General features: G+C 59.0%; 21 protein-coding genes. 5 read left to right on the top strand and 16 right to left on the bottom strand.

Going from position 1 to position 26,129, the window contains the following annotated elements:
* The first annotated feature begins 6 nt into the window (after nt 1–6).
* Nucleotides 7–2,088, top strand: coding sequence for a pyridoxamine 5'-phosphate oxidase family protein (locus hmeg3_RS00505; RefSeq protein ID WP_094561980.1), 2,082 nt, complete (start codon nt 7–9; stop codon nt 2,086–2,088).
* A 50-nt stretch (nt 2,089–2,138) separates the two neighbouring features.
* Here hmeg3_RS00505 and hisC read toward each other — a convergent pair whose 3' ends face one another.
* Nucleotides 2,139–3,206 carry a histidinol-phosphate transaminase gene (hisC, locus tag hmeg3_RS00500; RefSeq protein ID WP_094561979.1) on the bottom strand — a complete coding sequence of 356 codons (1,068 nt, stop codon included), beginning with the start codon at nt 3,204–3,206 and terminating at the stop codon, nt 2,139–2,141.
* A 210-nt stretch (nt 3,207–3,416) separates the two neighbouring features.
* Between hisC and hmeg3_RS00495 the strand changes: the two genes are divergently transcribed.
* A complete protein-coding gene (locus tag hmeg3_RS00495) occupies nt 3,417–3,995 on the top strand; it encodes a DUF4337 domain-containing protein (RefSeq protein ID WP_094561978.1) in 579 nt (192 codons plus the stop codon).
* Nucleotides 3,996–4,150: 155 nt separating this feature from the next.
* Here the strand turns inward: hmeg3_RS00495 and hmeg3_RS00490 are convergent, their stop codons facing one another.
* The 15 genes from hmeg3_RS00490 to hmeg3_RS00420 form a co-directional block, all read right to left on the bottom strand.
* On the bottom strand, nt 4,151–4,744 hold the full coding sequence (locus hmeg3_RS00490; RefSeq protein ID WP_094561977.1) for a molybdopterin-dependent oxidoreductase: 594 nt from the start codon (nt 4,742–4,744) through the stop codon (nt 4,151–4,153).
* Nucleotides 4,745–4,874: 130 nt separating this feature from the next.
* On the bottom strand, nt 4,875–5,795 hold the full coding sequence (locus hmeg3_RS00485; protein WP_094566062.1) for a bile acid:sodium symporter family protein: 921 nt from the start codon (nt 5,793–5,795) through the stop codon (nt 4,875–4,877).
* A gap of 381 nt (nt 5,796–6,176) precedes the next feature.
* A complete protein-coding gene (locus hmeg3_RS00480) occupies nt 6,177–6,482 on the bottom strand; it encodes a hypothetical protein (protein WP_094561976.1) in 306 nt (101 codons plus the stop codon).
* A 123-nt stretch (nt 6,483–6,605) separates the two neighbouring features.
* A complete protein-coding gene (locus tag hmeg3_RS00475) occupies nt 6,606–7,712 on the bottom strand; it encodes a branched-chain amino acid ABC transporter substrate-binding protein (RefSeq protein ID WP_232511804.1) in 1,107 nt (368 codons plus the stop codon).
* Between the two features lie 258 nt (nt 7,713–7,970).
* The gene (ettA, locus tag hmeg3_RS00470; protein ID WP_094561974.1) at nt 7,971–9,638 is read right to left on the bottom strand and encodes an energy-dependent translational throttle protein EttA; all 1,668 of its coding nucleotides are present in this window, start codon (nt 9,636–9,638) and stop codon (nt 7,971–7,973) included.
* An 82-nt stretch (nt 9,639–9,720) separates the two neighbouring features.
* Complete coding sequence (rarD, locus tag hmeg3_RS00465) at nt 9,721–10,599, bottom strand: EamA family transporter RarD (RefSeq protein WP_094561973.1); 879 nt, start codon at nt 10,597–10,599, stop codon at nt 9,721–9,723.
* A gap of 139 nt (nt 10,600–10,738) precedes the next feature.
* The gene (locus hmeg3_RS00460) at nt 10,739–11,284 is read right to left on the bottom strand and encodes an ureidoglycolate lyase (RefSeq protein ID WP_094561972.1); all 546 of its coding nucleotides are present in this window, start codon (nt 11,282–11,284) and stop codon (nt 10,739–10,741) included.
* Nucleotides 11,271–12,473: an amidase gene (locus hmeg3_RS00455; protein WP_094561971.1), complete on the bottom strand. Its 1,203-nt coding sequence runs from the start codon at nt 12,471–12,473 to the stop codon at nt 11,271–11,273. Before hmeg3_RS00455 ends, hmeg3_RS00460 begins: the two co-directional genes overlap by 14 nt.
* A 57-nt stretch (nt 12,474–12,530) precedes the next feature.
* Nucleotides 12,531–13,532 (bottom strand): ABC transporter ATP-binding protein, encoded by a 1,002-nt coding sequence (locus tag hmeg3_RS00450; RefSeq protein ID WP_094561970.1) that lies wholly within the window; start codon nt 13,530–13,532, stop codon nt 12,531–12,533.
* Complete coding sequence (locus hmeg3_RS00445) at nt 13,525–14,571, bottom strand: ABC transporter ATP-binding protein (RefSeq protein WP_094561969.1); 1,047 nt, start codon at nt 14,569–14,571, stop codon at nt 13,525–13,527. Before hmeg3_RS00445 ends, hmeg3_RS00450 begins: the two co-directional genes overlap by 8 nt.
* Complete coding sequence (locus tag hmeg3_RS00440) at nt 14,568–15,461, bottom strand: ABC transporter permease (RefSeq protein WP_094566061.1); 894 nt, start codon at nt 15,459–15,461, stop codon at nt 14,568–14,570. The genes hmeg3_RS00445 and hmeg3_RS00440 overlap by 4 nt, the downstream gene beginning before the upstream one ends.
* Before the next feature lie 17 nt (nt 15,462–15,478).
* Complete coding sequence (locus hmeg3_RS00435; protein ID WP_094561968.1) at nt 15,479–16,432, bottom strand: ABC transporter permease; 954 nt, start codon at nt 16,430–16,432, stop codon at nt 15,479–15,481.
* Nucleotides 16,433–16,519: 87 nt separating this feature from the next.
* The gene (locus hmeg3_RS00430; protein WP_094561967.1) at nt 16,520–18,172 is read right to left on the bottom strand and encodes an ABC transporter substrate-binding protein; all 1,653 of its coding nucleotides are present in this window, start codon (nt 18,170–18,172) and stop codon (nt 16,520–16,522) included.
* 131 nt (nt 18,173–18,303) lie between these two features.
* Complete coding sequence (locus hmeg3_RS00425) at nt 18,304–18,987, bottom strand: FadR/GntR family transcriptional regulator (RefSeq protein WP_094561966.1); 684 nt, start codon at nt 18,985–18,987, stop codon at nt 18,304–18,306.
* Nucleotides 18,988–19,416: 429 nt separating this feature from the next.
* Nucleotides 19,417–20,643, bottom strand: a complete 1,227-nt coding sequence (locus hmeg3_RS00420; protein ID WP_094561965.1) for a Bcr/CflA family multidrug efflux MFS transporter — start codon at nt 20,641–20,643, stop codon at nt 19,417–19,419.
* Between the two features lie 377 nt (nt 20,644–21,020).
* Between hmeg3_RS00420 and hmeg3_RS00415 the strand changes: the two genes are divergently transcribed.
* The 3 genes from hmeg3_RS00415 to hmeg3_RS00405 all read left to right on the top strand — a co-directional run bounded on the left by hmeg3_RS00415 (nt 21,021) and on the right by hmeg3_RS00405 (nt 26,118).
* On the top strand, nt 21,021–22,337 hold the full coding sequence (locus hmeg3_RS00415) for an ABC transporter substrate-binding protein (protein ID WP_094561964.1): 1,317 nt from the start codon (nt 21,021–21,023) through the stop codon (nt 22,335–22,337).
* A 110-nt stretch (nt 22,338–22,447) separates the two neighbouring features.
* Nucleotides 22,448–24,184, top strand: a complete 1,737-nt coding sequence (locus hmeg3_RS00410) for a diguanylate cyclase (protein ID WP_369828851.1) — start codon at nt 22,448–22,450, stop codon at nt 24,182–24,184.
* Nucleotides 24,185–24,375: 191 nt separating this feature from the next.
* The gene (locus hmeg3_RS00405) at nt 24,376–26,118 is read left to right on the top strand and encodes a methyl-accepting chemotaxis protein (protein WP_094561963.1); all 1,743 of its coding nucleotides are present in this window, start codon (nt 24,376–24,378) and stop codon (nt 26,116–26,118) included.
* The last annotated feature ends 11 nt before the right edge of the window (nt 26,119–26,129 follow it).

Below are 26,129 nucleotides of genomic sequence, written 5' to 3'. Positions count from 1 at the left end.
GCCATCATGACTTCGACACAGCCGACACCCGCACATATCGCGACGCTGCCAACTTCAGTCGCACCTTCCGGATCTCCCTGGCACGAAGGTGAGCTGACTTTGCAGCGCAGTGTCGGTGCCGTCGAACGCATGGCCGGCCCAGGCCGCAACCAGATGGCCCGGGACTGGATGCCCGATCAGCACCGCGAGTTTTACGCCCAGCTGCCCTTTGTCATACTGGGCGCAGTCGATACCGAAGGCGAAGTGTGGGCGACCTTGCGCGCGGGACGGCCCGGCTTCATGCATGCCGACGTCGCGGAAAAACTCACGCTCGAACTGGCGCGCGAACCGCTCGATCCCGCCGATGCGGGTATGGAAGACGGCGACGGCATCGGCATGCTGGGTATTGAATTGCATACCCGCCGCCGCAATCGCATGAATGGTCTGGTAAGCCGGCAGTCAGAAGATCGTTTCCACATCGATGTCACCCAGGCCTATGGCAATTGCCCGCAATACATCCAGCTTCGCCAATACGAATTCACCGACGCACCGGCTGGTCCGGTGAGCACCCTGTCGGCGCTTGATGCTGACGCTGCCGCCATGATCCGTGCAGCGGATTCGTTCTACGTCGCGTCCTATGTCGTCCGCGACGGCAAGAAGCAGGTCGACGCTTCTCATCGCGGCGGCAAGCCGGGATTCGTGCGCATCGACGACGATGGTGTGCTGACCATTCCGGATTTCTCCGGCAACCTGTTCTTCAATACGCTGGGAAATTTCTTGCTGAATCCGCGTGCGGGTCTGGTCTTTGTGGACTTTAGCAACGGCGATTTGCTGCAGTTGAGCGGACGCGCGGAGGTCATCCTCAATACACCTGAAGTGGCGGCTTTCATGGGCGCAGAACGCATGTGGCGCTTTACCCCGCAACACGTCGTGCGCCGGCCCGCCGCCCTGCCGTTGCGCTGGATTGATGTCGACGCCGGCGCATCACCCAATGCGTTGATCACCGGAAGCTGGGAAGACGCTGCCTCCCGTCTCAAGGCGGCCGAACTGGCTACGCAATGGCGGCCGTTTCGTGTCAGCAAGATCGTCGACGAGAGCGCCGCGATCCGATCGTTTTACCTGCTGCCGGCCGACGGCGCGGGCATGCCGGGTACCGCGGCGGGACAACATGTGTCGGTTCGGCTGGACGTTCCGGGAGCGGACATGCAGATCCGTCAGTACACGTTGTCGAGCGCCCCCTCGGATGCGTTTCTGCGCATCAGTGTGAAACGTCAGGGCTTGTTTTCGGAACATCTGCATGGCGCGATCCAGGTCGATGACATCATCGAAGCGCGCGCACCTGCCGGCAATTTCATCATCGATGCCGCCATGCGCCGTCCTGCGGTGTTGCTGGCGGCCGGTGTCGGCGTCACGCCCATGCTGTCGATGCTGCGGCACCTCATACACGAGGGCATGCGCAAGCGCTACCAGCGGCCGGTGTGGCTGTTTCAGTCGGCACGTAGCAAAGCAGAACTGGCTTTCGGTGAAGAGATCGCTGCGCTGGTCAATGCCGGCAAAGGTGGTGCGCGTCACGTGCGCGTGCTGAGTCAGCTGGAAGAAAATGCCGGAGATAGCGATATAGCGGGACGCATCGACATCGCCTTGCTGAAGAAGACGTTGCCCTTCGACGACTACGATTTTTATCTCTGCGGCCCGGCCGGATTCATGCAGCAAATGTACGACGCCTTACGCGCCATGAATGTCATCGACGCGCGCATCCATGCGGAAGCATTCGGCCCTTCCGGCCTGCAACGCAAGGTCGATGAACAGGCTTCGCAGATCCCGCTCAAACCGGCGGCGACAACCGCCGTGCCCGTGGTGTTCATGCGCTCGGCCAAGGAAGCGCGCTGGACGTCGGACAGTGGTTCGCTATTGGAGCTGGCTGAACAGCGCGGCCTGAATCCGGAATCCAGCTGCCGCGACGGCCGTTGTGGCACTTGCCGTACGCGGGTGCTGCAAGGCGAGGTGACTTATGCGAAAACGCCCGGCTTCGCGGTGGAAGCGGATGAAGCATTGATCTGCTGCGCGCTGCCGGCGGAGGGTGGCACGACGCTGCATCTGGAACTGTAATCAGCTCGGCATGCAGCGCCGATGCATCAATGCATCGGCGTGAAAGTGCGTCAGGCCAAATGCTTGCGCAATGAAGCGATCAGCGTCTGGCATGCGTCGTCGGTACCGACCGTGATGCGCAGGAATTGATTGATGCGTGCGCTGGTGAAGTGTCGCACGATGATGCCGTCGCCGCGCAAGGACGCTGCCAATCCCGCCGCATCATGTTGCGGATGACGTGCGAACACGAAATTGGCCGCCGACGGCAATACTTCAAAACCCAGCGCCGTCAGATCCGCCACCATCTTGCCGCGGCTGGCGATGACCGCCTTGCGAGTGGTGTCGAAGTGCTCGTCGTCTTCCATCGCTGCGGTTGCGCCGGCAATCGCGATGCGATCCAGCGGGTAGGAATTGAAACTGTTCTTGACCCGTTCCAGCGCGCTGATCAAATCCGCATGGCCGACCGCAAAGCCGACGCGCAAGCCGGCCAGCGAGCGCGACTTCGACAGCGTCTGCACGACCAGGAGATTCGGATAGCGCGCGACCAGATCGATGGCGCTGTCGCCGCCGAAATCGATATACGCCTCATCGACAATCACCACGCGATCCGGATTGCCTGAGAGCATGCGTTCGATCGCGTCGAGAGCGAGCAGGCAACCGGTCGGCGCGTTCGGATTCGGGAAGATGATGCCGCCGATGGCGTCGCCATGGCCGAGGTAGTCGTCGACGCGAATCGAGAAGTCATCCGCCAGCGGCACTGTGCGATATGCCACTTCATACAAACCGGCATAGGTCGGGTAGAAGCTATAGGTGATGTCTGGAAACAAAATCGGCGCGCCATGCTTGAGCAGCGCCTGGAAAGCGTGCGCCAGCACCTCATCGGAACCGTTGCCCACAAACACTTGTGCAGGTGACAAGCCGTGGCGGCTGGCGATCGCCAGCTTCAACGGTTCGGCGTCGGGATTCGGGTACAGGCGCAGGTTATCGCCGACCTCCTGCGCCATTGCAGCAACCGCCTTGGGTGAGGGGCCGTAAGGGTTTTCATTGGTGTTGAGTTTGACCAGATTGCTGATCTTGGGCTGTTCGCCAGGGATGTAAGGCGTCAGGCGGCTGACGATGGGGCTCCAGAATTTGCTCATGGGAATGGTTTTCGGCAGGTTCGACTAAGGTTTTGCGGGAAAACGTCTATGGTAACAAACCCCGGCGGGCTGCGAGCTGAAGATAAAGCCCAGGGCAGCGTCAACTAAGCCCATCCCTTGCGCATTAATGGCATGCGCAAGGAGGGTTGCGCAGGTTCCCGGCGGCAACGCCGGCCAACTCCACAATATAAATCTATAAAGAGCACTCGCATGGCTGAAGAATTCGAAGTCCCAAGTCCGCACGAACATCATCTCGAACACGTTACCGAACACGCGCATGGCAGCGGCGACAACTTTGCCGGCAAGATCGCCGTCATGACTGCGATCATGGCGACCATCGGCGCGCTGTTCAGCTACCAGGCCGGCTCCACGGAAAGCGCCGCCGCGATGAACAAGAACAACGCCGCCATCAAGAAGACCGAAGCGGCGAACCAGTGGAATTATTACCAGGCCAAATCCAGCCGCCAGAACCTGGCCGAACTGGCAGCGACCATCCCCGGCGTGGATGCGGCGAAATACACGGCTGCGGCGGAACGCTACAAGTCGGAAAAAGAAGACATCCGCAAGGCTGCCGAAAAGCTGGAAGAACAAGCCAAGGAATGGGACGAACTGTCCGAAGTCAAACTGCACCAGCATCACCGCTGGGCGCAGGCCATGACCGCGATCCAGATCGCCATCTCGCTGGCGGCCATCACCCTGCTCACACGCAAGAACTGGCTCAAACGTATTTCCTACACCGCAGCAGGCGCCAGCGTCATCCTGGGCACGCTGGCGGCGATGCATATCTGATCCAGACAGAAGATAAACCTGTTTGCCTATCGTAGCGAGAAGCCGTCAGCCGTTGCCGACCGGAGCGCAGGACACCGGAGTGCACTCAAGTACACGAGGATTCCGAGCACCGTACGGCAGCGGATCGCGGCTTCGCAGCAGGGAGGCGAACAGGTTTAAATCTTAGCTTCGATGTGATAGGTGCCCCAGGGGCACAAGGCGAAGCGCGCGCTGATCGGCTTTTCCATGATCTCCGGAAAACCATCTGCCTCATACACTGCCCACAACGGCCCCAAGCCACCCAGCGGAATCGCCTTGCCGTCCAGATGCGTGGCGACGATGAAGCGGTATTTGCGGATATCAGCCATCGACACCTGCACCGCGTAGCCGTCGACCGCACGCAGCAGCACGTCGCCGGCCGCTGCCGCGCCGGCGGCGCTCAACACATCGCTTAACAAGGGGCCGCTCAGCACGTGCTGCTTGCTGTCGTATTCCAGCGTCGGCTTGATGGTGGTTTGCGGCAAGGCGTTCAGCGACGCGAAGTCGAACGTATGGGCGCGGTTGAATTGCAGCTTTTGCTTGGCCATCATCTGATCGAGCACCGGATCAAGTGCCCCGCGATTGCCTGCGCCAATGGCGCCGGTGATGGTCAGCAGCACCGGGCCGGCATCCTTGCTGCTGGCACAGGCGGCTTGCTTCTCCTTGTTTGCCGCGATGGCGACGCTGCTCATCCCGAGCAGACCAGCGGCGAGAAATTGTCGTTTTTTCATGATTTTATTTTCCCTTTTTCGGCACAAACAATGCATCGCATGATGCCTGATAAATGCCCATGATGCATCGTGCATCGGACATAAAAAAAGCGGACCGGAATCCGCTTTTTCGCTCCGGCCAAAGACCGGCTTATGCCTGATCCTTCGGCGGACGACCACGCCAGTAACCGGCCAGCATTGAACCCGACAGATTGTGCCAGACCGAGAACAACGCCCCCGGCAATGCCGCCAGCGGCGTGAAATACAGCTTGCCCAATGCTGCCGCAAGACCGGAATTCTGCATGCCGACTTCGATCGCCAGCGTGCGGCAAATGGCTTCATCGAAACCGAGCAAACGACCACCCCAGTAGCCGCCCAGCAGACCCAAGGCGTTGTGCAGGATAACGCCGATCAGCACCACCAGGCCGACCGAGGCGATGCTGGCCTGGCTGCCGCCGACCACGGCAGCGATGATCAGCAGAATCGCGACCATCGATACCAGCGACAAGTAAGGCTCGATGCGACGGATCAGCTTGCCCGCGAACAGGTTCAGCACCACGCCGACGACGATAGGCACGACGACGATTTGCACGATGCTCATCAGCATCGCATGTGCATCGAAATGGATCGATGCATCGACGTACAGTTCGGTCAGCAGCGGCGTCGCAAACACGCTCACCAGCGCCGACAAGGTCGAGATCGTCACCGACAAGGCAACATCGCCGCGCGACAGATAGATCATGACGTTGGACGCGGTACCGCTGGCAACGCTGCCGACCAGCACCATGCCGGCGGTCAGGTCAGGCGGCATGCGCAACAGCTTGGCGATAACCCAGGCGGCCAGCGGCATGACCAGGTAATGCAGCACGATGCCGGCGGCAACCGGCGCCGGGCGTTTGACGATACGTTTGAAATCATCCAGCGTCAGCGTGACGCCCATGGTCAGCATGATCAGAGTCAGCAAACCCGTGACGTGAGGGCCAATCGGTGTGAAGGTGGAGGGTGAAAAATATGCGGCGGCGGACAGCAATAGCGCCCACAACGGAAACAGGCGGGTAAGACGAGCAAGCATGATAGGACAATCGTTTAGACGCTCGGACAGAAGCGCAGAGTAAAAGAGAAAAAGAAAGAGCGAGAATTTTTTTTGTTTTTCGATATCTCCGCGGGTCGCGCGCAGCAGGGAACTCAATACTGATTTCAAACCACGAATTCAGTCATCCGGAACGGAAGAGATCATCAGGAAACAAACAGGAGGCGGCGGCTGCAGCGGGTAGGATGCGGTCACGCCGGTCCGGCGATGCATCTTGTGGATACATCGGGAGCGCTATTTTAACCGCGCCCGCAAATCCCTGCTGGCAGGCGCTGTTGGCGGCTGAGGGAGGACTGAGGGATGGCTTATGAAAGGCTTACGGTGGATTTGAAAATCGCGTTGCACCCGCTGTCTTGCCTCGTCTCAGCCAACGCATTTGAACATCACCACGCTCTTGGACGGCCACACGCCGAACACCCCATCTGACGTCTCAGAACTGGTCAGCTGCATGCGTTTGCCGCGGTCCTTGCAATACGCGTCTGCACTGAGCGCGGCACTGGCAGCAGCACCGTTGTTGCCGTTCAGGCGCGACTGTCCGGTGACCATGTAAGTGTCACGGTCGAGCTGCTGAATCGTGCCGCCGGATGCGCAGGCCACCAAAGCAAGCAATGGCAACAACGGCAATCGCCGCAGAAAGAAAAATCCCGGATATAAGCGATGCAGCTTCACGTTTCCCCCGACATGCGATGTGATGAAGATCCTAGCCTACAAGTTGCCGCTGCGCCTGAATGTAAAGAGCGCCGTTACACTGCCTTTACAAGCTGCCGGCATGGCGAGGGAATCGACATCTCGTCAGCGCGCGACCTGGCTCTTGACCGCAACCCATCGTTGGTTCTGCGCTTCATAGATCGTGAATGACGGATTGCGCAGATTGCCTGAGGCATCGAAAGAAATCGTTCCGCTCAGACCACGATGGCTGATTTCGTGCAAGACGTCCACGACCTTCCTGACGTCGAGGGAGTTGGCCTGCCGTATTGCCGCAATCAACACCTGAGCGGCATCGTAGGAAAACGGTGTCATGCCGTAAATGTTGAAATCGAAACGCTGCGTATATTCCGCCTGGAATTTCTTCCAGCCCGCCATCTTGTTGAAGGGAACGCCGCTCTCCAGGGAAAGAGAGCCATTCGCGGCAACGCCGGTAGAAATAAAAAAGGAGGCGCCGACAATCCCGATCATGGCGGTCACCAGCCGGGCCTTCACTTCCAGGCGCTGCATGCCCTGCGCAAACATGCTGGTCTGCGCAGAATAGCCGCCAAAATAAATCGTATCCACGTCCTGCGCCTTGATACGCCGCAGCAGCGCATCGAAGTCTGAGCTCACCGGACTGATGCTCTCCCGGATAACGATACTGGCGCCGTTGTCCTTGGCGATATCGGCAAAACGCGTCGTCACGCCAATGCTGAAGAGCGTACCGGTATCTATGACGGCGATGCGGCCGGCATGCAGATCCCTGACGACGAAATCGGCCAGATACGGCACCGCCTCATCATCAGAACCAACCGTGCGAAAGGTCGTGCGATAACCCAGCTCTGTAAACCGGCGCGCCGTCGCCGCTGGCGATATCTGCGGAATACCGGCTGTCGCATAAATCTTTGCACCGGCGATACTGGTTGCACTGTTCGCTCCGCCGATGACACCGATCACACCGGACTGTACCAATGCATTGGCAACATGTTGCGCACGCACCGGATCCCCCCGGTCGTCCATGCGTACAAGTCGGAAAAAAATCCGCTTGCCGTCGATCTTGTAAGGATTGCGATTGGCTTCTGCGATGGCCAGCTCTGCGGCGTTCGCCATGCTTTTACCAAAGTTTTCCGAGATGCCGCTTAACGAACCGGAAAAGCCGATCAGTACGGTCTGAAAATCGTCCGCACTCGCCTGCACGGAAACGGAAAACAATACAGCCAGTATCCCTGCCCTGTAAAAGCGGCTTAAAAGATGCATCTCGCCTCCGCATGATTTTTTCGTGATCAAAATGACATCTCTTATACCTCACGAGCATCTTGTCCACGATCAAAAAAATACGAAATCAGAGCACCATTACACGCTGATACAAAATCAATTCCGAAAAGCAACAACGCCCCGAAAACGGGGCGTTGTGATCTTCAGTGTTGCTGGTGGTTGCTGGTGGCTGCTTGCTGCAGCCGGTTGTGCAGCTTAGCGCGTAACCGGCTTGTAACGGATACGCTTGGGCTTGGCGCCTTCTTCACCGAGGCGCTTCTTCTTGTCGGCTTCATACTCCTGGTAGTTGCCGTCGAAGAAGGAGACTTGCGAATCTCCTTCGAAGGAGATGATGTGCGTGGCGATACGGTCAAGGAACCAGCGATCATGGCTGATCACCAGCACGGTGCCGGCAAATTCCAGCAAGGCATCTTCCAGCGCGCGCAGGGTTTCCACGTCGAGATCGTTGGACGGTTCATCCAGCAGCAGGACATTGCCGCCTTGCAGCAGCGTCTTGGCCAGATGCAAACGGCCGCGCTCACCGCCGGACAGATTGCCGACGATCTTTTGCTGGTCACCACCCTTGAAGTTGAAGCGCCCCAAATAAGCGCGCGACGGCATTTCAAAACGACCAACGGTCAGAATGTCGGCGCCACCGGCGACGTCTTCAAACACGGTCTTCTTGTTTTCCAGATCTTCACGCGACTGATCGACCAGCGAAATTTTCACGGTAGGGCCGAGCACCAGTTCGCCGCTGTCCGGCTGTTCGCGTCCCGCCAGCATGCGGAACAAGGTCGACTTACCGGCGCCGTTGGGGCCGATGATGCCGACGATGGCGCCCGCAGGGATCTTGAAGTTGAGATTGTCGATCAGCAGACGGTCGCCGTAACCCTTGCTCACGCCCTTGAACTCGATGACTTCGTTACCCAGACGCTCGGCCACGGGAATGAAAATTTCCGAAGTCTCATTGCGCTTCTGGTATTCGTGTTCACTCAACTCATTGAAGCGTGACAGACGCGCCTTGCTCTTGGCCTGACGGCCCTTGGGGTTCTGGCGCACCCATTCCAGTTCCTTGGCGATGGTCTTCTGACGCGCCGATTCGGTCGCTTCTTCCTGCTTCAGGCGGGCTTCCTTTTGTTCCAGCCAAGAGGAGTAATTACCCTTCCATGGAATACCGTGGCCGCGGTCGAGTTCCAGAATCCATTCCGCCGCGTTGTCGAGGAAGTAGCGATCATGGGTGATCGCCACGACGGTGCCCGGGAAGCGCAGCAGAAACTGTTCCAGCCAGTCCACCGATTCGGCGTCCAAGTGGTTGGTCGGTTCGTCGAGCAGCAACATGTCAGGCTTGGACAACAACAGTTTGCACAGCGCGACGCGACGTTTTTCACCACCGGACAGCACGCCGATCTTGGCGTCCCATGGCGGCAGGCGCAGCGCGTCGGCGGCCATTTCCAGCTGCTGGTTCAGGCTGTTGCCGTCGGAGGCGGAGATGATCGCTTCCAGACGCGCCTGCTCGGTGGCGAGTGCATCGAAATCAGCGTCTTCTTCAGCGTAGGCGGCGTAGACGGCGTCGAGCTTGGCTTGCGCTTCGAACACTTCGCCCAATGCGCTTTCGACTTCCTGGCGCACATTTTTTTCCGGATCGAGCTGCGGTTCCTGCGGCAGATAGCCGATGTTCAGGTTCGGCGCGGGCGTTGCTTCGCCTTCGATTTCCTTGTCGATGCCGGCCATGATTTTCAGCAGCGTCGATTTGCCGGAGCCGTTCAGGCCGAGCACGCCGATCTTGGCGCCGGGGAAGAAGGACAAGGAAATGTCTTTCAGGATCTGACGCTTCGGCGGCACGATCTTGCCGACGCGGTTCATAGTGAATACGTATTGAGCCATGTTTGGATGCCAGGTAATAAGATAGGAGAATACTTGCAAAAATACTTGTGATGCGGCGGCGCTTTCCGGGCAGCTTGACCAACTAAACGCCGGCCGGACGGGCCTTGGCTGACCACAGCCGCCACAGTCCTTCCAGAGAGTATACAGCCAGCGCGGCCCAAATCACCATGAATCCACTCGCGCGCGATCCGGCAAACGGCTCGTCGTAGATGAAAACCCCAGTCAGCAACTGCATCGTAGGCGAGATGTATTGCAGCAAACCCAGCAGCGACAAAGGAATCCGGCGCGCCGCACGGGCGAACAGCAGCAAAGGGATCGCCGTCACCGGCCCCGACAGCGCCAGCAGGATCTGCGACGACAGCGATGCCTGCAAGAAGCCGTTGCTGCCGTGCAGCGCCGACACCGCGAGAATCGCCAGCACCAGCGGCGAGAGCAGGATGGTTTCCAGCGCTAGGCCCTCCAGCGCACCGAGATGCGCGATCTTGCGCAGCAGGCCATAGATGCCGAAGGTGGCGGCGATGGTCAACCCGATCCACGGCAAGGCGCCGTTCGTCCAGGTCAGCCACAACACTGCACCCAGCGCCATGAACACCGCCAGCCATTGCAAAGGGCGCAACTTTTCCTTGAGGATGACATAGCCCAGCAGCACGCTGACCAGCGGACTCATGAAGTAGCCGAGGCTGGCGTCGACGATGCGGTCGGCGTTAACCGCCCACACGTATAGCACCCAGTTGCCCGACAACAGCAAAGCGCTGACCAAAAATCCGAGCAGCACACGCGGCTTGCGCGCGACTTCGCCGAGCCATGCCCACTGGCGTTTCCAGGTCAGCACAACGATGAGAAACAGCAACGACCAGAAAATGCGCTGAAGCACGATGTCGAAGGAGCCGACATCCTGCAGCAATTTGAAATAAAGCGGGAACAGCCCCCACAGGAGGAAACAGCTTATCGCGTAAAACATGGCGACCTAAAAATGGGAAAAGTGGAATGACAAAAATGAAAGCGCCGCGAAAACTCTGGAAAGTTTCGCGGCAGCAACGCCATTATCTCAGGATTCCTCTTTTCCGGCTGACAGGGCCGGTGTACTCACACATAACTCATCAAAGCGTCACGACAAAGCACCCCTTGATGCGCATGATCTCGCAGTCCACTTGCGCTGCACGGCGCTCGATCACGAACACGTCCGCACCGCCGATGGTGATCATCGGGTGATGCCAGACACCACGCCTGAGTGTGACGCCCTGGCCAGGTTCAACAACGAAGGCCTGAATCGCGTCTTCATCCGGCGTATCCCCGCCCTGCGTCACCACCACCAGCACACGTCCCTGCGCCATCGGCACAAAACTCTGGCTACCGAGCAAATGACGCTCGAACATGGTCAGGGCATAAGGCGCTACATGCGTGCCGTCCTGCGTACGAAAGATCGCCACACAGGCCTCGCCGCCCTGCTCGCTCACGTCAAGTTGCGTCAGGTCGTCAAAACGTTGGGCGGTGCCTTCATTGATTGGCGTGCTGTCAGACTTTGCCGAGGGCTGTGCCTTGGCCGGAGCAATGACATCACCGAACGGCGCGAACGCCGCCGGTGTCAGCACCTGCGCAACGATGACTTTGCTTGCGGTTGCTGAGCTTGAATCAGGCAAGTTCATCGATGAGCTTTCTCGACAGGCGGATCAGGGCCTGATCGCTGCCCTGCGGGCCGATGATGGAGAAGCCGAACGGCGCGCCGTCGAGCGTCATCAGCGGCAGCGAAATTTGCGGGCAACCGGACAATCCGGCCAGACACAGCATGCGTACGGCCTGGTTTCGATAGTTCTCCAGCACTTGTTCCGATTCGCTCAGCAGCGGCGCGATGTCGGGCATGCTCGGCAAAATGATCACGCGATCGCTGCCGAGCAGACGCAGGAAATCTTCGCGGAAGCGGTCGCGCACGTTGCTGTGCTCTTCCATCTGTTGCGGCGTGATCTGGCTCGACCAGGCAAAGCGCTCGGCGACACCGGGGCCGAGTTGCAGGTCATGACGGACGATGGTTTCACCATGGCTTTGCCAGGCTTCGTAACCCTGGATGTAACGGAACGACCAGTACAAGGCGTCGAACGACGGCGTCGCCGTCTTGACCGGCAGCGGCGTGCCGATCACACCGGCCAGGCGTTCCAGCGTCTGCATGAACACCGCTTGCACGCGTGGCTCCAGCAAGGCCAGTACGTCGGCCGCGACCAGCACCTGCGGCATCGACGGCGCACCGTCAGGCAGCAGACAGGTATCTTCACGCAGCAGGACTTCACCCACGCGCGAGAAGGTATCGATGTCGCGCGCGAACCAGCCGCAGGTATCGAATGAGGGGGCCAGGTCCATACAGCCCTTGAGGCTCACGCGCGCATGCGTCGGCCGCAGGCCGATCAGCCCGCAGTGGCTGGCGGGAGCACGTACGGAACCGCCGGTATCGGTACCGAGTGCAACGTCCGCCAGCCCGTTGGACACCGCGGAGGCAGACCCCGAACTGGAGCCGCCGGGAATCCGGTCAGGCGCGCCGCCGTTGCGCGGCGTGCCGAAATGGGCATTCTTTCCGTTCATCGAAAATGCCAGCTCGTCCGTGTAGGTCTTGCCGACGAATTTTGCACCCGCCTGCGCCAATGCCACTACAGACGGCGCCGATGCCGTCTTGACGCCTGACATCGCCAGCATGTGCGGATTACCGCAGCCGGTCGGAAAGCCGGCAACATCAAAAATGTCTTTTACCGCAAAACGGATACCGGACAGTGGGCCTGCCGAGATCGCTGTCGAAGCAGGTGCTGGATAAGGAACGAAACAACGTGCGGCTTGTGCGTCGGCGGACATGAATAATTCTTTCGGACGTAGAAGGATGATGAATGGATCTGATTGCTGACGACAGGTTCAACTCGTCGCAGTACTGACTGCAGCATTTTGGATCTGATGCACGCGCAGGCAGCTCACGACATGGCCGGGCGACAGCGTCTCTTCGCGTGGCTGTACGTTGCTGCATTCAGCGACGGCGTATTTGCAACGCTCGGCAAAGGCACAACCCGCAGGCAGATTGCTCAGGTCCGGCGGCGCACCGCCGATGGTTTCCAGACGCTGGCCTTTTTGCATTGCGCCATGGCTGCGACTCTTGAGCAGCGACAAGGTGTAGGGATGGCGCGGCCGTGTCAGCAATTCTGCCGCCGGACCTTGTTCGATGATCTTGCCTGCATACATGACGGCGATGCGATCGGCCACTTCCGCTGCGGCGCCGATATCGTGCGTGACGAAGACGATAGACAGGCCGAGCTCCTTTTGCAGATCGCGCAGCAACAAGAGGATCTGGATCTGCACCGTCGCGTCGAGCGCCGTGGTCGGTTCATCGGCCAGCAATACCTTGGGCGAGCACGACAAGGCCAGCGCAATCATTGCGCGTTGGCGCATGCCGCCGGACATCTCATGCGGATAGGCGTCGAGACGGCGCTCAGGACTGGGAATGCGGACTTTTTCGAACAGGCTCAGCGCCTGTTTGTGGGCTTCGGCCTTCGATACTTTTTTGTGGCGGCGAATCGCCTCGATGATTTGTGCGCCGACGGTATAAACCGGATCGAGCGCCAGCAAGGGCTCCTGAAAAATCATCGCTACCGTGTCGCCGCGCAAGGCCGCCAGTTCGCGCTGCGACATCTTCAGCACATCTTTGCCGTCGACTTCCAGACCGCCGCTGATGCGCGTCGACCGTTCTGAATGCAGGCGCATGATCGAACGCAGTGTGACGCTCTTGCCCGAGCCGGATTCGCCGATCAGAGCCACGACTTCACCCTGGCCGACGGTGAGATTGACGCCATTGACGGCGCGGATCAGTTTCTTCGGCGCGAAGAACTGTACGTTCAGGTCGCGCAGGGAAATCATGTCATGCATAGTTCACCTCGCCGGCAGCGGAAAACAGGGATGCGGTATCAGCTTCATAACGCAGACAGGAAACACCATGGCCTGTGTCATCGCTGGCGAATACCGGCGCACGCTGGCTGCACACCGGCTGGGCATAGGCGCAGCGCGTGTGGAAGCGGCAACCGCTCGGCGGATTGATGGGGTTCGGCGGATCGCCTGCCAGCGGCGCTTCCATCGTGCGTTGCAGCGGATCCATGCTGGGCATCGATTTCAGCAATGCGCGCGTGTAGGGATGCTTGGGCTGATCGAATACCTGATCGGACGACCCGATCTCCACCACCTGACCCAGATACATCACCAGCACGCGGTCGGAGATAAAGCGCACGACGTTGAGATCGTGGCTGATGAAGAGATACGTCAAGCCAAACTCTTGCTTGAGGTCGAGCAGCAGATTGAGCACCTGCGCCTCGACCGATTTGTCGAGCGCCGATACGGCTTCGTCAAGAATCACCAGGCGCGGTTCCAGCGCCAAAGCGCGTGCGATATTGACGCGCTGACGCTGACCGCCGGAAAGCTCATGCGGATAGCGGCCGGCGAAACGCTCAGGCTGCAAGCCGACGCGCGCCAGCAGATCGCGGGCGCGGGTAATCGCTGCGCGCGATGGTACGCCGTGCACGGTCGGTGCGAAGGCGATCGAGTCTTCGATGGTCATGCGCGGATTGAGCGAGGAGTAACTATCCTGAAACACCATCTGCGTCTGACGGCGGAACTGGCGCAGCGGCAAGGCGCGCGAGCCGACCGTTTCGCCGTCGAACACCAGCTCGCCGCTGTCCTGGTTGATCAGTTGCATCAACACACGTGCCGTGGTCGACTTGCCGCAGCCGGACTCACCGACCACGCCGAGCGTCTCCCCCTTGAGGATGTCGAAGTTGACGCCATCCACTGCGCGTACTGCGCTGCGTGGTGAAGCAAAAGGCAGTCCCTTGCCCTTCAGCGGAAAATGTTTGAGCAGATTGCGTACCTGCAGCAGAGGCTGGCGCGGTCCGCCGATATCGCGTTCGTCTGTCATTGCTTGACCTCCATCGCCGAACGCAAACCGTCGGACAACATGTTGAACGAAATCGATGTGATAAAAATAAAGGCACCCGGCAATGCCGCCACCCAGGGTTGCGTGTAGATCGCCGTGCGCAGCGTGTTGAGCATCAGACCCCACTCCGGTTCAGGCGGCTTGACGCCGAGGCCGAGGAAGGACAAACCCGACGCCAGAATCATCGACACCGAAATCAGGCTGGTCGAATACACGAAGATCGGCCCGAGCACGTTGCCCAGCACATGCGCACGCACGATGGTGAAAGCGCTCGCCCCTGAGGCCCGCGCTGCATCTACGTAGTCGCTGCGGCGCACCTGCGTGGTGACGCTCTCGGCAATACGCGCAATCTGCGGAATGAAGACGATGGTCAGCGACGTCAGCGCATTGACGATACCCGCGCCGAGTGCGCCCGACAGAGCAATCGCCAGCAGCACCGAAGGGAAGGCATACAGCACGTCGATGGTGCGCATGATCGCGGTGTTGATGAAGCCGCCTGCATAGCCGGCGAGGATGCCGATGCCGCTGCCGATGACGAAGGCCATCAGCACAGGCGTGATGCCCATGAACAGCGACAGCCGGCCGCCCAGCATCAGGCGCGACAGCAAATCCCGGCCCAGCTCATCCGTGCCGAAGAAATGATCCGGCGTGCCGATCGGTTTGAGACGGGTGAACATCGAGGTAGCGAAGGGATCGGCCGGCATGATCCACGGTGCGAACACGGCGATGCCGATCAGCGCCAGCAGGATCACGGCAGCGATCATCGCCAGTGGATTGCGTACGATGCGCGCGGTGACATTGGCCCAGTGGCCGCGTGAGCGCTTGTAGGGCGCTACGGCAGGAAGAGAAGAAACAGCAGCAGTCGCCGGCATGGATTGCAGTGTCATGATCAGGCCCTTTCTATGCGAGGATCGAACACGGTTTGCAGGATGTCGACCAGCAGGTTCAGCGACACGAAGAACAGCGCCAGCACCAGAATCGTGCCTTGCAGCAGCGGCAGGTCACGCTGGAAAATCGCCTGATTCAGCAGGAAGCCGGTGCCGGGCCAGGAGAATACGGTCTCGATCAAAATCGACCCCCCCAACAGATAGCCGAGCTGCAAGCCCATGACAGCCATCGCGGTCGGTGCGCAGTTTTTAACCACATGACGAAACACGCCGAACTCGCCGAGACCACGGGCTTTCAGGCCGATCACGAATTCCTGCGACAAGATGTCGGCCACCAGTGCGCGTACCGTGCGCGCAATGATGCCCATGGGGATGAAGGACATCGTCACCGCCGGCATGATCAGATACTTGACGTGTTCAAAATCCCAGATCCACGCGCCGGAACCGTCCGGCCCCGCACCGGTAGCGGGCAGCCACATCAGTTGCGACGAAAAGATGATGACCAGCACCATGCCGAGCCAGTAATGCGGCACGCTCACGCCGATCACGGAGATGAACGAAGCGATCTTGTCGACCCAGGAATTGCGGAAATACCCGGCGACAAAACCAAACAGCGAGCCGAAGAAGAAACCGATCAGTGTCGCCAGTGCGGCGAGCATGAAGGTATTGCCGACGGCCTTGAAGACTTCTTGCGCGACCGGTCTTCCGGTGGCGATGGAACTGCCGAGGTCGCCGTGCACGGCACGCCAGACCCAGCTGAAAAATTGTTCGGGATAACTGCGATTGAAACCATAGAGTTCCATCAGCTGCTTCTGCAAATCGACGGAAGCATCCGGTGGCAGAATCGACACCAGCGGATCGCCCGGTGCGATATGAACCAGCATGAAGCACAGGAACGCCACGCCCAGCATGATGGGCAAGGCATACAGTACACGGCGGATCAGATAGGAAATCATGGGGAGTCTTCAGTAAGTCATTCTTGCCACCGGCATTACCCTCGCAATGCCGGCAGCAATGTTTACAACGTCAGTTCAAACCTGCACTCAATCCATCGACATCGTGGCGATATCGATGAACCAGCTTTGCGGCTGCACAACACCCTTGACCTTCGCCGAGAGGGCGCGCGGACCAGTGTCATGCGCCACCCAGACGAATGGCGCTTCATCGACGATCTTGGCGTGCAACTGGGCCAGCAAGGCATCGCGCTGTTTGGCGTCAAACGTGGTGCGTGCCTTGGCGATGATGGCGTCGACTTCCGGGTTGCTGTAGAAACCCCAGTTGTTCGACACCGGCGGCGCTGCCTTGGAGCTGACGAAGCGCACCATCGCAAAGAACGGATCCATCGATGCGAAACTGATGTTCACCGCATCCGCACCGTGTGCGCTCGGATCCTTGGCGCCGATGCGCCAGTTGGTGTACAGCGTGTTCCACTCGATGACGTCGAACTGCACATCGAAGAAGCAGGCTTTCAGGTTTTGCTGCATGAACTCGTTCATTGGCAACGGCTGCATCTGGCCGGAACCGGACGCCGAAATCTGCACCTTCACCTTGAGCGGCTTGGCAGCGGAATAACCGGCTTCCGCCATCAGCTTGCGTGCGCCGTCCGGGTCGTACTTGATATGGAAACTCGGGTTGCCGCGCCATGGATGACCTGGCTCAACCGTGCCGGTGGCCTCGCCCATCAGACCACCCAGCAGTTGCTTCATCGCCGGACGATTCACGCACAGGTTGGCGGCATAGCGGACACGCTTGTCCAGCCAAGGCGAACCTGGCACGAAAGACAACTGCCACGGCCACACGTGCGGTTGCGGGTTGGAATAGATCTTAAAGCCGCGTGCCTTGATGGTGTCCAGCGCATCCGGCGCCGGTGCTTCGATCCAGTCGACCTGACCGGACAGCAGCGCGGCGGTGCGCGAGTTGGCTTCCGGCAGCGGCAGCATCACAACCTTGTCGATTTGCGGACGGCGTTTGGCATCCCAGTATTCCGGATTCTTCGCCAGTTCAAGACGCTCGCGCGGCACGAACTTGGTCATCTTGAACGGGCCGGTGCCGGAAGCATCGGCAGCGAAAGCAGCCCAGGCTTGCTTGGCGCGCTCGGCCTTGTCGCTCACCGAACCCGGCACGGCGGCCAGCTTCTTGGCCCATTGCAATGGCGACGCCATGAACAGGTTGGTCAGGTTGATCGGCAGGAAAGAATCCGGCTCGGACGTGGTCAGCTCGACGGTGAGGTCGTCGATCTTTTTGGCCGAACGCAGCGTCGGCATGCGCGACGCGGTCACACCGACCTGGCTTGGGTCGAAGTTGGGCGCATCCTTGTCGAGCACCTTGTTGACGTTCCACACCACCGCATCGGCGTTGAAAGCTGAGCCGTCATGGAACTTGACGCCGGGGCGCAGTTTGAAGACCCACTTGGTCTTGTCCTTGGCGTCAACCGCCCACGACACTGCCAGATCGGGAATCACTTCGCTGGGCTTGTCGGCCTTGGACAGATCCCACTGCGTCAGACTGTCGTACATCGGAATACCGGTGAAGCGATTGCCTTCAAAACCTTGATCGGGCTGGCCCAGCGTGCGCGGAATATCGCCCGCGGTCATGGCGATGCGCAAGACTTTTTCTGCGTGCGCACCGGCGCTGAAGAGCAAGCCAAAGGCCAATGTACAGGCCAGGGTGAGTGCGCTTGGTTTGGTCAGTTTCATGTTGATGCTTCCTTTACGATAACGACGTGATGGAGGACTTGGTTTTTTACGGTGAATCAGGGTGGTATCTAGGTTGAATCTAAGTTGAAGCAAAGCTGAATAAAAAGTGAGTCAGAGGTGAAACAAAACGGTCATGGCTGTAAAAAGGAAATGCCTGCACGCGCCGCTGTATGCAGCAAGTGCACCTGCATCGCCGCCCGGGCACCATCGGCGTCGCCTGCGGAAATTGCCGCGGCAATGGCGCGATGTTCTTCTGCCGGTTCCCAGATGCGCGAATGATCGGCGAACGGCAAGCGCAGGCTGTGGCTGATGCGGGTTTCGAAATCACGGGAAATTTGCAGCAGGCCGGAGTTGCCGGACAATTCTGCGATCAACTGATGAAAGGCCAGATCAGCCTGCGATGCACTGACCAGATCGACGGTCTTGAGCGCATCTTCAAAGCGCGCCTGGACACCCCACAGACGGGGCGTGGTGTGCACGTTGATGACGCGTGCGGCCAATGCGGCGGCATCAGGCTCGAAGATATAGCGCAGCTGAAAAGTGGATTGCAGCTCTGCCGAAGAAGGCGCTGCCGACGTCGCCTTCGCCTTGGCGGCGGGATTGCTGCGGCCGGAGGTCACCAGCGTGCCCTTGCCCGGCATGGAGCGGATGAAACCCAATGCTTCCAGCATCGACAAAGCTTCGCGCAACGAGGCACGGCTGATGCCCAGCGACTCGGCGAGATCGCGCTGACCGGGCAGCATCTGTCCGGTCTTGTACGTCCCGGACAGGATCTGGCGTTGCAATGTTTGCGCGGCAATATTGGGCATGCTCATCGGTTTTCCCTTTTTTGGTCTGACTGGTCAGACCGCAAGAACCGATATAGCAATTGACATGCCACCTACCCCGAAAAATGGCGATTACATAGACGGGACGAGGTTTACGGCGTTGAAGAACGCAAGCGCAAATAGTTGAGATGAGCGCCGAAAAAACGCTCCGAGAAAAGCCGCCGCACGAATTTCATGCAGGCGCGTGCGCGAAAGCGTGCACGGAAAAAATGGAAATGAAACAGGGGAGAGGCGATCTGCAAGTGGGTGCGAATTTCTCCGCCCGGTGCATGCTCAGCATATACCGTCGTCCTGACGAAAGTCAGGACCCAGTGTCGTATCGGAGGTCTTCACGACACTGGGTTCCAGCGTTCGCTGGGACAGCAGCAGAAGACAAGAAGTTATCTGCGAAACACTTATTGAGCCATGCTGACGCAATCAGGCCTGACGCGTCACCGTCTGCGTGGTGTGACGCGCAACGTAGCGGTACAGCAGCAGCGCGGCAACGCCACACACCGCCATCACCGTGACCAGCGGCAAGGCCGTGCCGTCGTGCCACAAACCCATCACGACTCCCGACAACATGCCGATACCGAATTGCAGTGTGCCCATCAACGCCGCCGCCGTGCCGGCCTGCTTGCCTTGTTGCGCCAGCGCGATGGCCGAGGCATTGGGGCCGACAAAGCCATGGCAGGACAAGAAGCCGAAGAAACCGATCAGCAGCAGCGGCAGACTCTCGTAACCACAAACGACCAGTACGGCCACCGTTGTGGTCAGGATGGCGGGAATCCAGATGATCTTGCCCAGTACGCGATCAGCGCTGCGTTTGATCACCAGACGCGCATTGATCTGCGAACAGGCGATCAGACCGATGGCGTTGGCGCCGAAAACGAAGCCGAAGTTCTGCGGCTTGATACCGTGCAGTTCGATGATCACAAACGGGCCGCCGGAGATATATGCAAACAAACCCGCCTGGATCAGACCGCCGCACAAAACGTAGGCCATGAACTGGCGATGCCGCAGCAGATCGAGATACTGACGCAGCACGCGCCCCAGATGCAGGGGCACCACGTGTGCCTGATCGCGGGTTTCTTCCATCACGCGGTGAGTGCAGATCAGACAGATGGCGCCGAACACGGTCAGCGTCGCAAAAATCGCGCGCCAGGTCGAGAAGGTCAGCAGCAGGCCGCCGATGAACGGCGCGAGAATCGGCGCCAGGCCGAACACCAGCATCAGCATCGAGAAAGCGCGGGCGGCTCCTTCGGCGCCCATCTTGTCGCGCACCACGGCACGCGGGATCACCATGCCTGCGCTACCGCCCAGACCCTGGAAGAAACGCAGCACCAGCAGCGTCTCGATATTCGGCGCCAGCGCACAGCCGAGGGCGGAGATGACGTACAGACAGATGCCGAAATACAGCGGCGGCTTGCGGCCGAAGCGGTCACTGATCGGGCCGTAGAACATTTGCCCGAACGCCAGGCCAATCAGGAAGGTCGACAGCGTGAGTTGAATCGTGTTGCTGCCCACGCCGAGATCCTTGGCGATGAAGGAAAAACTGGGCAGGTACATGTCGATCGCCAGGGCGCCCATTGCGGTCAATGCGGCCATCAAGATCAGCCAGCCGGGAAGGCGTTTGCCCTGAAAAGGCGAAGAGTCTGTTTGCATGAAAAAATGACAAATGCCGTCTGATGCTAAAGACGGTTGAACCAGAGGAGAGGGAATGCTTTGCGCAAATTGAGTGCCGCGAGACAGCTTGCGGCGACCGCCATTATACCGTCTGAGAGACAAACCTTCCGGCAAGCGCTGTGGCCGGATAAACAGCAGATCACCAGGCGCGAGCCGAATACAGGCAAAGCATGGCGCGGCGACAACGAAGATATAAATTTTTCTACAGCATTCTCAACATTCGCCTGCAAAATAGACAAAAGATGGCACACTGAATATTAAATAAAGATGGCATAAAAAGCTGGACGAACACTTCTCCGTACTACGCAGAATGTTTTTATCGGTAGCCAGATTGGGGAAGGTCTCAGGAAAGATTCATGGGTCACGCAAGAAGAAAAAGAGCCTCGGGTGTTCTCACCACGTTTGCCGTCATTGCCGTTCTCTGTTGTTGCAGTTTGTTGTCGGCCTGCGATCAATCTGCCGACAGCACTTCTTTCGCGCCTGCAGCGCGTACACGTCTTACCGCATTGGTATGGGCGCCGGACTGGCCGGAAGAAATGCACAAGATCGCCGATGCTTTCCACCGGGAAAACCCGGACATCACCGTTGACGTGCAGTTCATGATCGGCAACTCGGTGGAAGAAAATCTCAAACCCAAAGTCGCCACCCACAATCTGCCGGATCTGGTCTCGGTCAATCCGAATGCGTATTCGGCCGAACTGGCGAATCAGGGGATTCTGGCCGACGTGGGCGACAGCGCGGCCTGGGACAACATGCTCGATTCGCTGAAACCCGACTGGACCAATCGCTACGGCAAACGCTTCGGCATTTCCGGCGGTGTCGCCGCCACGCTGATCTATTACAACAAGGACATGTTCCGCAAGGCAGGCATCAAAACGCTGCCTGCCAACTTTGAAGAATTCCTCGCGGCCTGCGCGGCATTGCGCAAGGCCGGCTTTACGCCGATCATCTGGACGGGCGCGTTTCCCAACATGCTGGCAAACGGGCCGTTCAGCTTCGGTTTTGCCAACAATGTCGTCGCCCGTCATCCGAACGACTGGAAGCGTCGCATCGCCGACGGCAGCCTCGACCTGAACAATGACGACGCCGTCGACATTTTCGCCAAGATCAAACTGATCGCCGACAAGGGTTATGTCCAACGCGGCTACATGAATACCAGCTACGACGAAGGTAACCGCTTGTTTGCCGAAGGCAAGGCGGCCATGGCATTTCAGGGCACGTGGTCGTCGGGGGACTTGATGCATGGCAACCATTTTGAAACAGGCACGTTTGTCCCGCCATGGAATGCTCCGGGGAAAACCGTGGTGCCGGTCGTCGGCAGCGAAACCGGTTTTGCCGTCTGCGAGACGCGCAACAAAAAGGCGGCGATGAAATTTCTCGAATTCATTTACGACAGGGGCTATCCCATCCTGCAAAACAAGCGGCAAAATGTCTCGCCGCTGAAATATGTCGGCGGCAAGACGGTCACCGATCAGCAAATCGTCGACTACGTGCAGCATGCGACGCAGGCGCCGCTGACGGCCGGGCCGTATTATTCTTATCTGCCGACCAACACCATCGACATGTTGCACCCTCTGCTACAGGATGTGTTGTTGGGGAAAAAGACGCCGCGCCAGGCTGCCCTGGCGCTGGAAAAATCGATCCGGCACGAAGCCAGAACGGAGAACAAGTAAGCGATGCTCTTCCTGTCTGCCCTAACAATATCGGCGTACGCCGCCATGCCGTCAGCGATGCCGGCACGGGTGGCAAGATCTACAACGCCAGGCGACTTTTCCGGAAAGCAATGGCCATGAAGAAGGCGCTGGATTTTGTGTCCCTGAAGCTGCTGCGCAAGATTGAGATCCGCTATCGGCTGATCAATTCTTTTGTACTGGTATCACTGGTGCCGTTGCTGATCGCCGGTATCGTTGCCTACCGCGAATCGAGCAGCGCCTCGCAGGAAAAGATTCGTATCTTCGCCGGCGAAGTGGTCAAGCAGGTTGCGCAGAACATGCTGCAACAAGTCGAGAAAATTGAATCCTCCAGTGAAGAGCTGGTCGTTTCCGAACGCATGCAAAATGCGCTGTCGGCTTATTACAGCGGCAGCGAATCGGATCGCGCCGCGGCACGCGCGGGCATGACCCGGCTGATGCTAGAGAACTACGGTTCCTTTGAATACATCAACCAGAAATACGTGCTGGATCGCAAGCACAGGATCATCGATTCGCAAGTCTTTGCACAACTCGGCAACGGTGTGACGCATTTCGCCGAGGATGCACCCGATATGAAGGGCCGGCCCTACTGGAGTGTCTACAGCACCGCTGCCGGTCAGAAGAGCGTGGTGATGCTGCGCGACATTCTCTTCAAGAGCAACAACCGGCGGGCGGGCACCTTGTTCATCGGACTCAAACCGACGCATTTTTCACGCATCTTTGATTCAGTCGATCTGGGCTATGGCTCACGGCTGTTCGTGGTCGACAGCCGTGATGGCCGTATTGTCGTCAGCGGCGGCCAGGACAACAGCGATGCGGTTGAGTCAGGTCTGGTCGCAGCGATCGCCCAGACGGTCGCCAGTGGCGGCAAAGATTTCACCTCTTATCAGGACAGCAACAAGAAGAAACATCTGGCCGCCTTTGCCCCGATTCCGCATACCGACTGGATGGTGGTCAGCACCACGCCGCTCAATGCGCTCAATGCCGAAGTACGATCGATCCGCAATAAGATCATCCTGATCGGTGTGCTGTGCTTCATCGTGTCGTTCGCCCTGTCCTTCATCATTGCGCGCAGCATCTCGTTGCCGCTCAAACAGCTGGTCGGCGTCATGAAAGAGACCAAGACAGGCAACTACCTGATCCGCATGGATTACGAGGGTAAGGATGAGATCACCGTGCTGTCGCAGCGCTTCAATGAAATGGCCAGCAAGGTCTATCAGCACAACGAACATCTGGAAGAACAGGTTGCCGCGCGCACGCGTGAGCTGGAGCTGGCCAATCAACAGCTTGAAGCCCTCAGCGCCACCGACAGCCTGACCGGCATCGCCAACCGGCGCCGTTTCGACGAAGCGCTGACCAGCGAATTGCGGCGTGCCGTACGATCGCAAAAGCCGCTGGCGCTGTTGATGCTGGATGTGGATTTTTTCAAGAATTACAACGACCGCTACGGCCATCTGGCCGGCGACGCCTGCCTGCGCACCGTGGCGCAGATCCTGCGCACCAGCTCGCGCCGCGCCACCGACCTGGCGGCGCGTTACGGCGGCGAAGAGTTCTCCGTCATCGTGGCTGAGAGCGACAGCGAACGCGCCATGCAACTGGCCGAAAATATCCGGGCCGCCATCGAGAACCTGCATATTCCGCACGAAGATTCGCCCTTCGGCTTCGTCACCTGCAGCATCGGTGTCATCGCCGTGCAGGTCGACGACAGCATGAGCACGGACACCTTATTGCGCTTGGCCGATGCCGCGATGTATCTCGCCAAATCGCAGGGGCGTAATCGCGTCGTGCGCAATGACGGCAACGTCACCACCGGCAGATCGGCAGTCTGATGGACTGATGTCACGTTGATTGATCTTTCAACAACAAACACAAACATCGTTGTCATGTAGTCAGTTACAGCGGCTATAAAGCGCCGCTTTACCGGCTTTTTCGCTCAATTGCGACGCTGCGTGCTGAACTACTATGCGTCTTGCCCCGTGCATCCCCGGTACGGGAACAACAATATCTGGACGAGACAAACATGAAAAATATCCGTATTGGTTCGCGACTGGGACTCGGCTTTGCGCTGGTGTTATCCCTGCTGGTGTTGATGACGGTGATCGGCGTATGGCGCCTGCAGGATATCGGCAGCCGCACCGCAAGCATGATCAGCCAGGATCTTCAGAAAGAACGGCTGGCCTCCGAATGGGCCGCCAATATCGACGCCAATGGCGTGCGCACCGTGGCGTTCATCAAGAGCAATAACGCCGATCATCAAAAGTTCTTCAAGGATCAGGTTGCCGGGACTGTCGATCGCACCAGCGCCGTTCAGAAGCAGCTCGATGAGATGGTCAAGTCCGACGAAGGGCGAAAATTGTTTAACGCGCTGCTGGATCAGCGCAAGGTATACAACGATTTGCGCAACAAGGTTTTCAAAATGAAAGAGGCTGGCGATGAAGCCGGCGCCTTGGCCGAACTCGACAGCAAGCTGATTCCAGCCATGAAGGAATACTCGGCACGTGTCAATGCGGTGGCCATTCACCAAAAGGATGTGATCAATCGCAATGCCGCTATCGTCGACGATCAATATCGTTCCGGCCGCGCGATCCTGATCGCGGTCGGCGTCATTGCGCTGCTGCTGGGTATCGTGATTTCATGGCGCCTGGCCGAGGGCATCACGCGTCCACTGCACCGCGCCGTACAAGCTACGGCAGCCGTCGCAGCAGGCGATCTCAGCACGCATGTCGTGGTGGATCGCAAGGATGAAATAGGCCAGTTGCTGCAAGGCCTGCACGACATGACGCAGAACCTGCTCAAGACCGTGCGCGAAGTGCGCTCGGGCGCCGACACCATCGCCACCGCGTCCTCCGAAATCGCGACCGGCAATCTCGATCTGTCTTCGCGCACCGAGCAGCAAGCCGGTTCGCTGGAAGAAACCGCCTCTGCCGTCGAACAGCTGACCTCCACCGTCAAGCAGAACGCCGACAACGCGCGCGAAGCCAATCAACTCGCCTTGTCGGCATCCAAAGTCGCCGTTGAAGGCGGTAACGTGGTCGGGCAGGTGGTCGATACCATGGACGCCATCAACGAATCTTCGCGCCGTATCGTCGACATCATCAGCGTGATTGACGGCATCGCTTTCCAGACCAACATCCTCGCCTTGAATGCTGCCGTAGAAGCAGCACGCGCCGGCGAACAGGGCCGCGGCTTTGCGGTGGTGGCGTCGGAAGTGCGCAGCCTGGCGCAACGCTCGGCATCGGCCGCCAAGGAAATCAAATCGCTGATCGACGATTCCGTCGACAAGGTCGGCTCCGGCACGCGTCTGGTAGAGCAGGCCGGCAAGACAATGTCCGACGTCGTCAGCAGTGTCAAACGCGTCAGCGATATCGTTGCAGAAATCAGCGCCGCAACGCAGGAACAAAGCACGGGCATCGCCGAGGTCAATCACGCCATTACACAAATGGACCAGGTCACGCAGCAAAATGCAGCGCTGGTCGAGCAGGCTGCTGCGGCGGCGGGTTCGCTACAGGACCAGGCCGCGCGTCTGGCGCAGGTTGTCAGTGTGTTCAAGCTGGATGCCAATGGTGTTGCTATCACACCATCTTATACAGCACCGCGTGCAAACTCCGGCGCCGCAACACGCTCGCCGCTCAGGAATGTCTCGCCGGAACGTCCTGCGGCGATCACACGCGGTTCAAGAGAACCTGCTACACGCCTTATCCCGCCGCCGCAACCGGCCAGAAAACCGGTCAACGACGGCTCGGAAGATTGGGAAACATTCTGACGGGACATCAC

The sequence above is a fragment of the Herbaspirillum sp. meg3 genome (genome assembly GCF_002257565.1).
Classification (GTDB): domain Bacteria; phylum Pseudomonadota; class Gammaproteobacteria; order Burkholderiales; family Burkholderiaceae_D; genus Herbaspirillum.
This window is presented reverse-complemented; position numbering and strand designations above follow the sequence as displayed.

What these genes read in the sequence shown, in the direction of transcription:
- hmeg3_RS00505 (WP_094561980.1), top strand. Translation starts at nt 7, where the DNA reads ATGACTTCGACACAGCCGACACCCGCACATATCGCGACGCTGCCAACT.
- hisC (WP_094561979.1), bottom strand. Translation starts at nt 3,206, where the DNA reads ATGAGCAAATTCTGGAGCCCCATCGTCAGCCGCCTGACGCCTTACATC.
- hmeg3_RS00495 (WP_094561978.1), top strand. Translation starts at nt 3,417, where the DNA reads ATGGCTGAAGAATTCGAAGTCCCAAGTCCGCACGAACATCATCTCGAA.
- hmeg3_RS00490 (WP_094561977.1), bottom strand. Translation starts at nt 4,744, where the DNA reads ATGAAAAAACGACAATTTCTCGCCGCTGGTCTGCTCGGGATGAGCAGC.
- hmeg3_RS00485 (WP_094566062.1), bottom strand. Translation starts at nt 5,795, where the DNA reads ATGCTTGCTCGTCTTACCCGCCTGTTTCCGTTGTGGGCGCTATTGCTG.
- ettA (WP_094561974.1), bottom strand. Translation starts at nt 9,638, where the DNA reads ATGGCTCAATACGTATTCACTATGAACCGCGTCGGCAAGATCGTGCCG.
- rarD (WP_094561973.1), bottom strand. Translation starts at nt 10,599, where the DNA reads ATGTTTTACGCGATAAGCTGTTTCCTCCTGTGGGGGCTGTTCCCGCTT.
- hmeg3_RS00460 (WP_094561972.1), bottom strand. Translation starts at nt 11,284, where the DNA reads ATGAACTTGCCTGATTCAAGCTCAGCAACCGCAAGCAAAGTCATCGTT.
- hmeg3_RS00455 (WP_094561971.1), bottom strand. Translation starts at nt 12,473, where the DNA reads ATGTCCGCCGACGCACAAGCCGCACGTTGTTTCGTTCCTTATCCAGCA.
- hmeg3_RS00450 (WP_094561970.1), bottom strand. Translation starts at nt 13,532, where the DNA reads ATGCATGACATGATTTCCCTGCGCGACCTGAACGTACAGTTCTTCGCG.
- hmeg3_RS00445 (WP_094561969.1), bottom strand. Translation starts at nt 14,571, where the DNA reads ATGACAGACGAACGCGATATCGGCGGACCGCGCCAGCCTCTGCTGCAG.
- hmeg3_RS00440 (WP_094566061.1), bottom strand. Translation starts at nt 15,461, where the DNA reads ATGCCGGCGACTGCTGCTGTTTCTTCTCTTCCTGCCGTAGCGCCCTAC.
- hmeg3_RS00435 (WP_094561968.1), bottom strand. Translation starts at nt 16,432, where the DNA reads ATGATTTCCTATCTGATCCGCCGTGTACTGTATGCCTTGCCCATCATG.
- hmeg3_RS00430 (WP_094561967.1), bottom strand. Translation starts at nt 18,172, where the DNA reads ATGAAACTGACCAAACCAAGCGCACTCACCCTGGCCTGTACATTGGCC.
- hmeg3_RS00425 (WP_094561966.1), bottom strand. Translation starts at nt 18,987, where the DNA reads ATGAGCATGCCCAATATTGCCGCGCAAACATTGCAACGCCAGATCCTG.
- hmeg3_RS00420 (WP_094561965.1), bottom strand. Translation starts at nt 20,643, where the DNA reads ATGCAAACAGACTCTTCGCCTTTTCAGGGCAAACGCCTTCCCGGCTGG.
- hmeg3_RS00415 (WP_094561964.1), top strand. Translation starts at nt 21,021, where the DNA reads ATGGGTCACGCAAGAAGAAAAAGAGCCTCGGGTGTTCTCACCACGTTT.
- hmeg3_RS00410 (WP_369828851.1), top strand. Translation starts at nt 22,448, where the DNA reads ATGGCCATGAAGAAGGCGCTGGATTTTGTGTCCCTGAAGCTGCTGCGC.
- hmeg3_RS00405 (WP_094561963.1), top strand. Translation starts at nt 24,376, where the DNA reads ATGAAAAATATCCGTATTGGTTCGCGACTGGGACTCGGCTTTGCGCTG.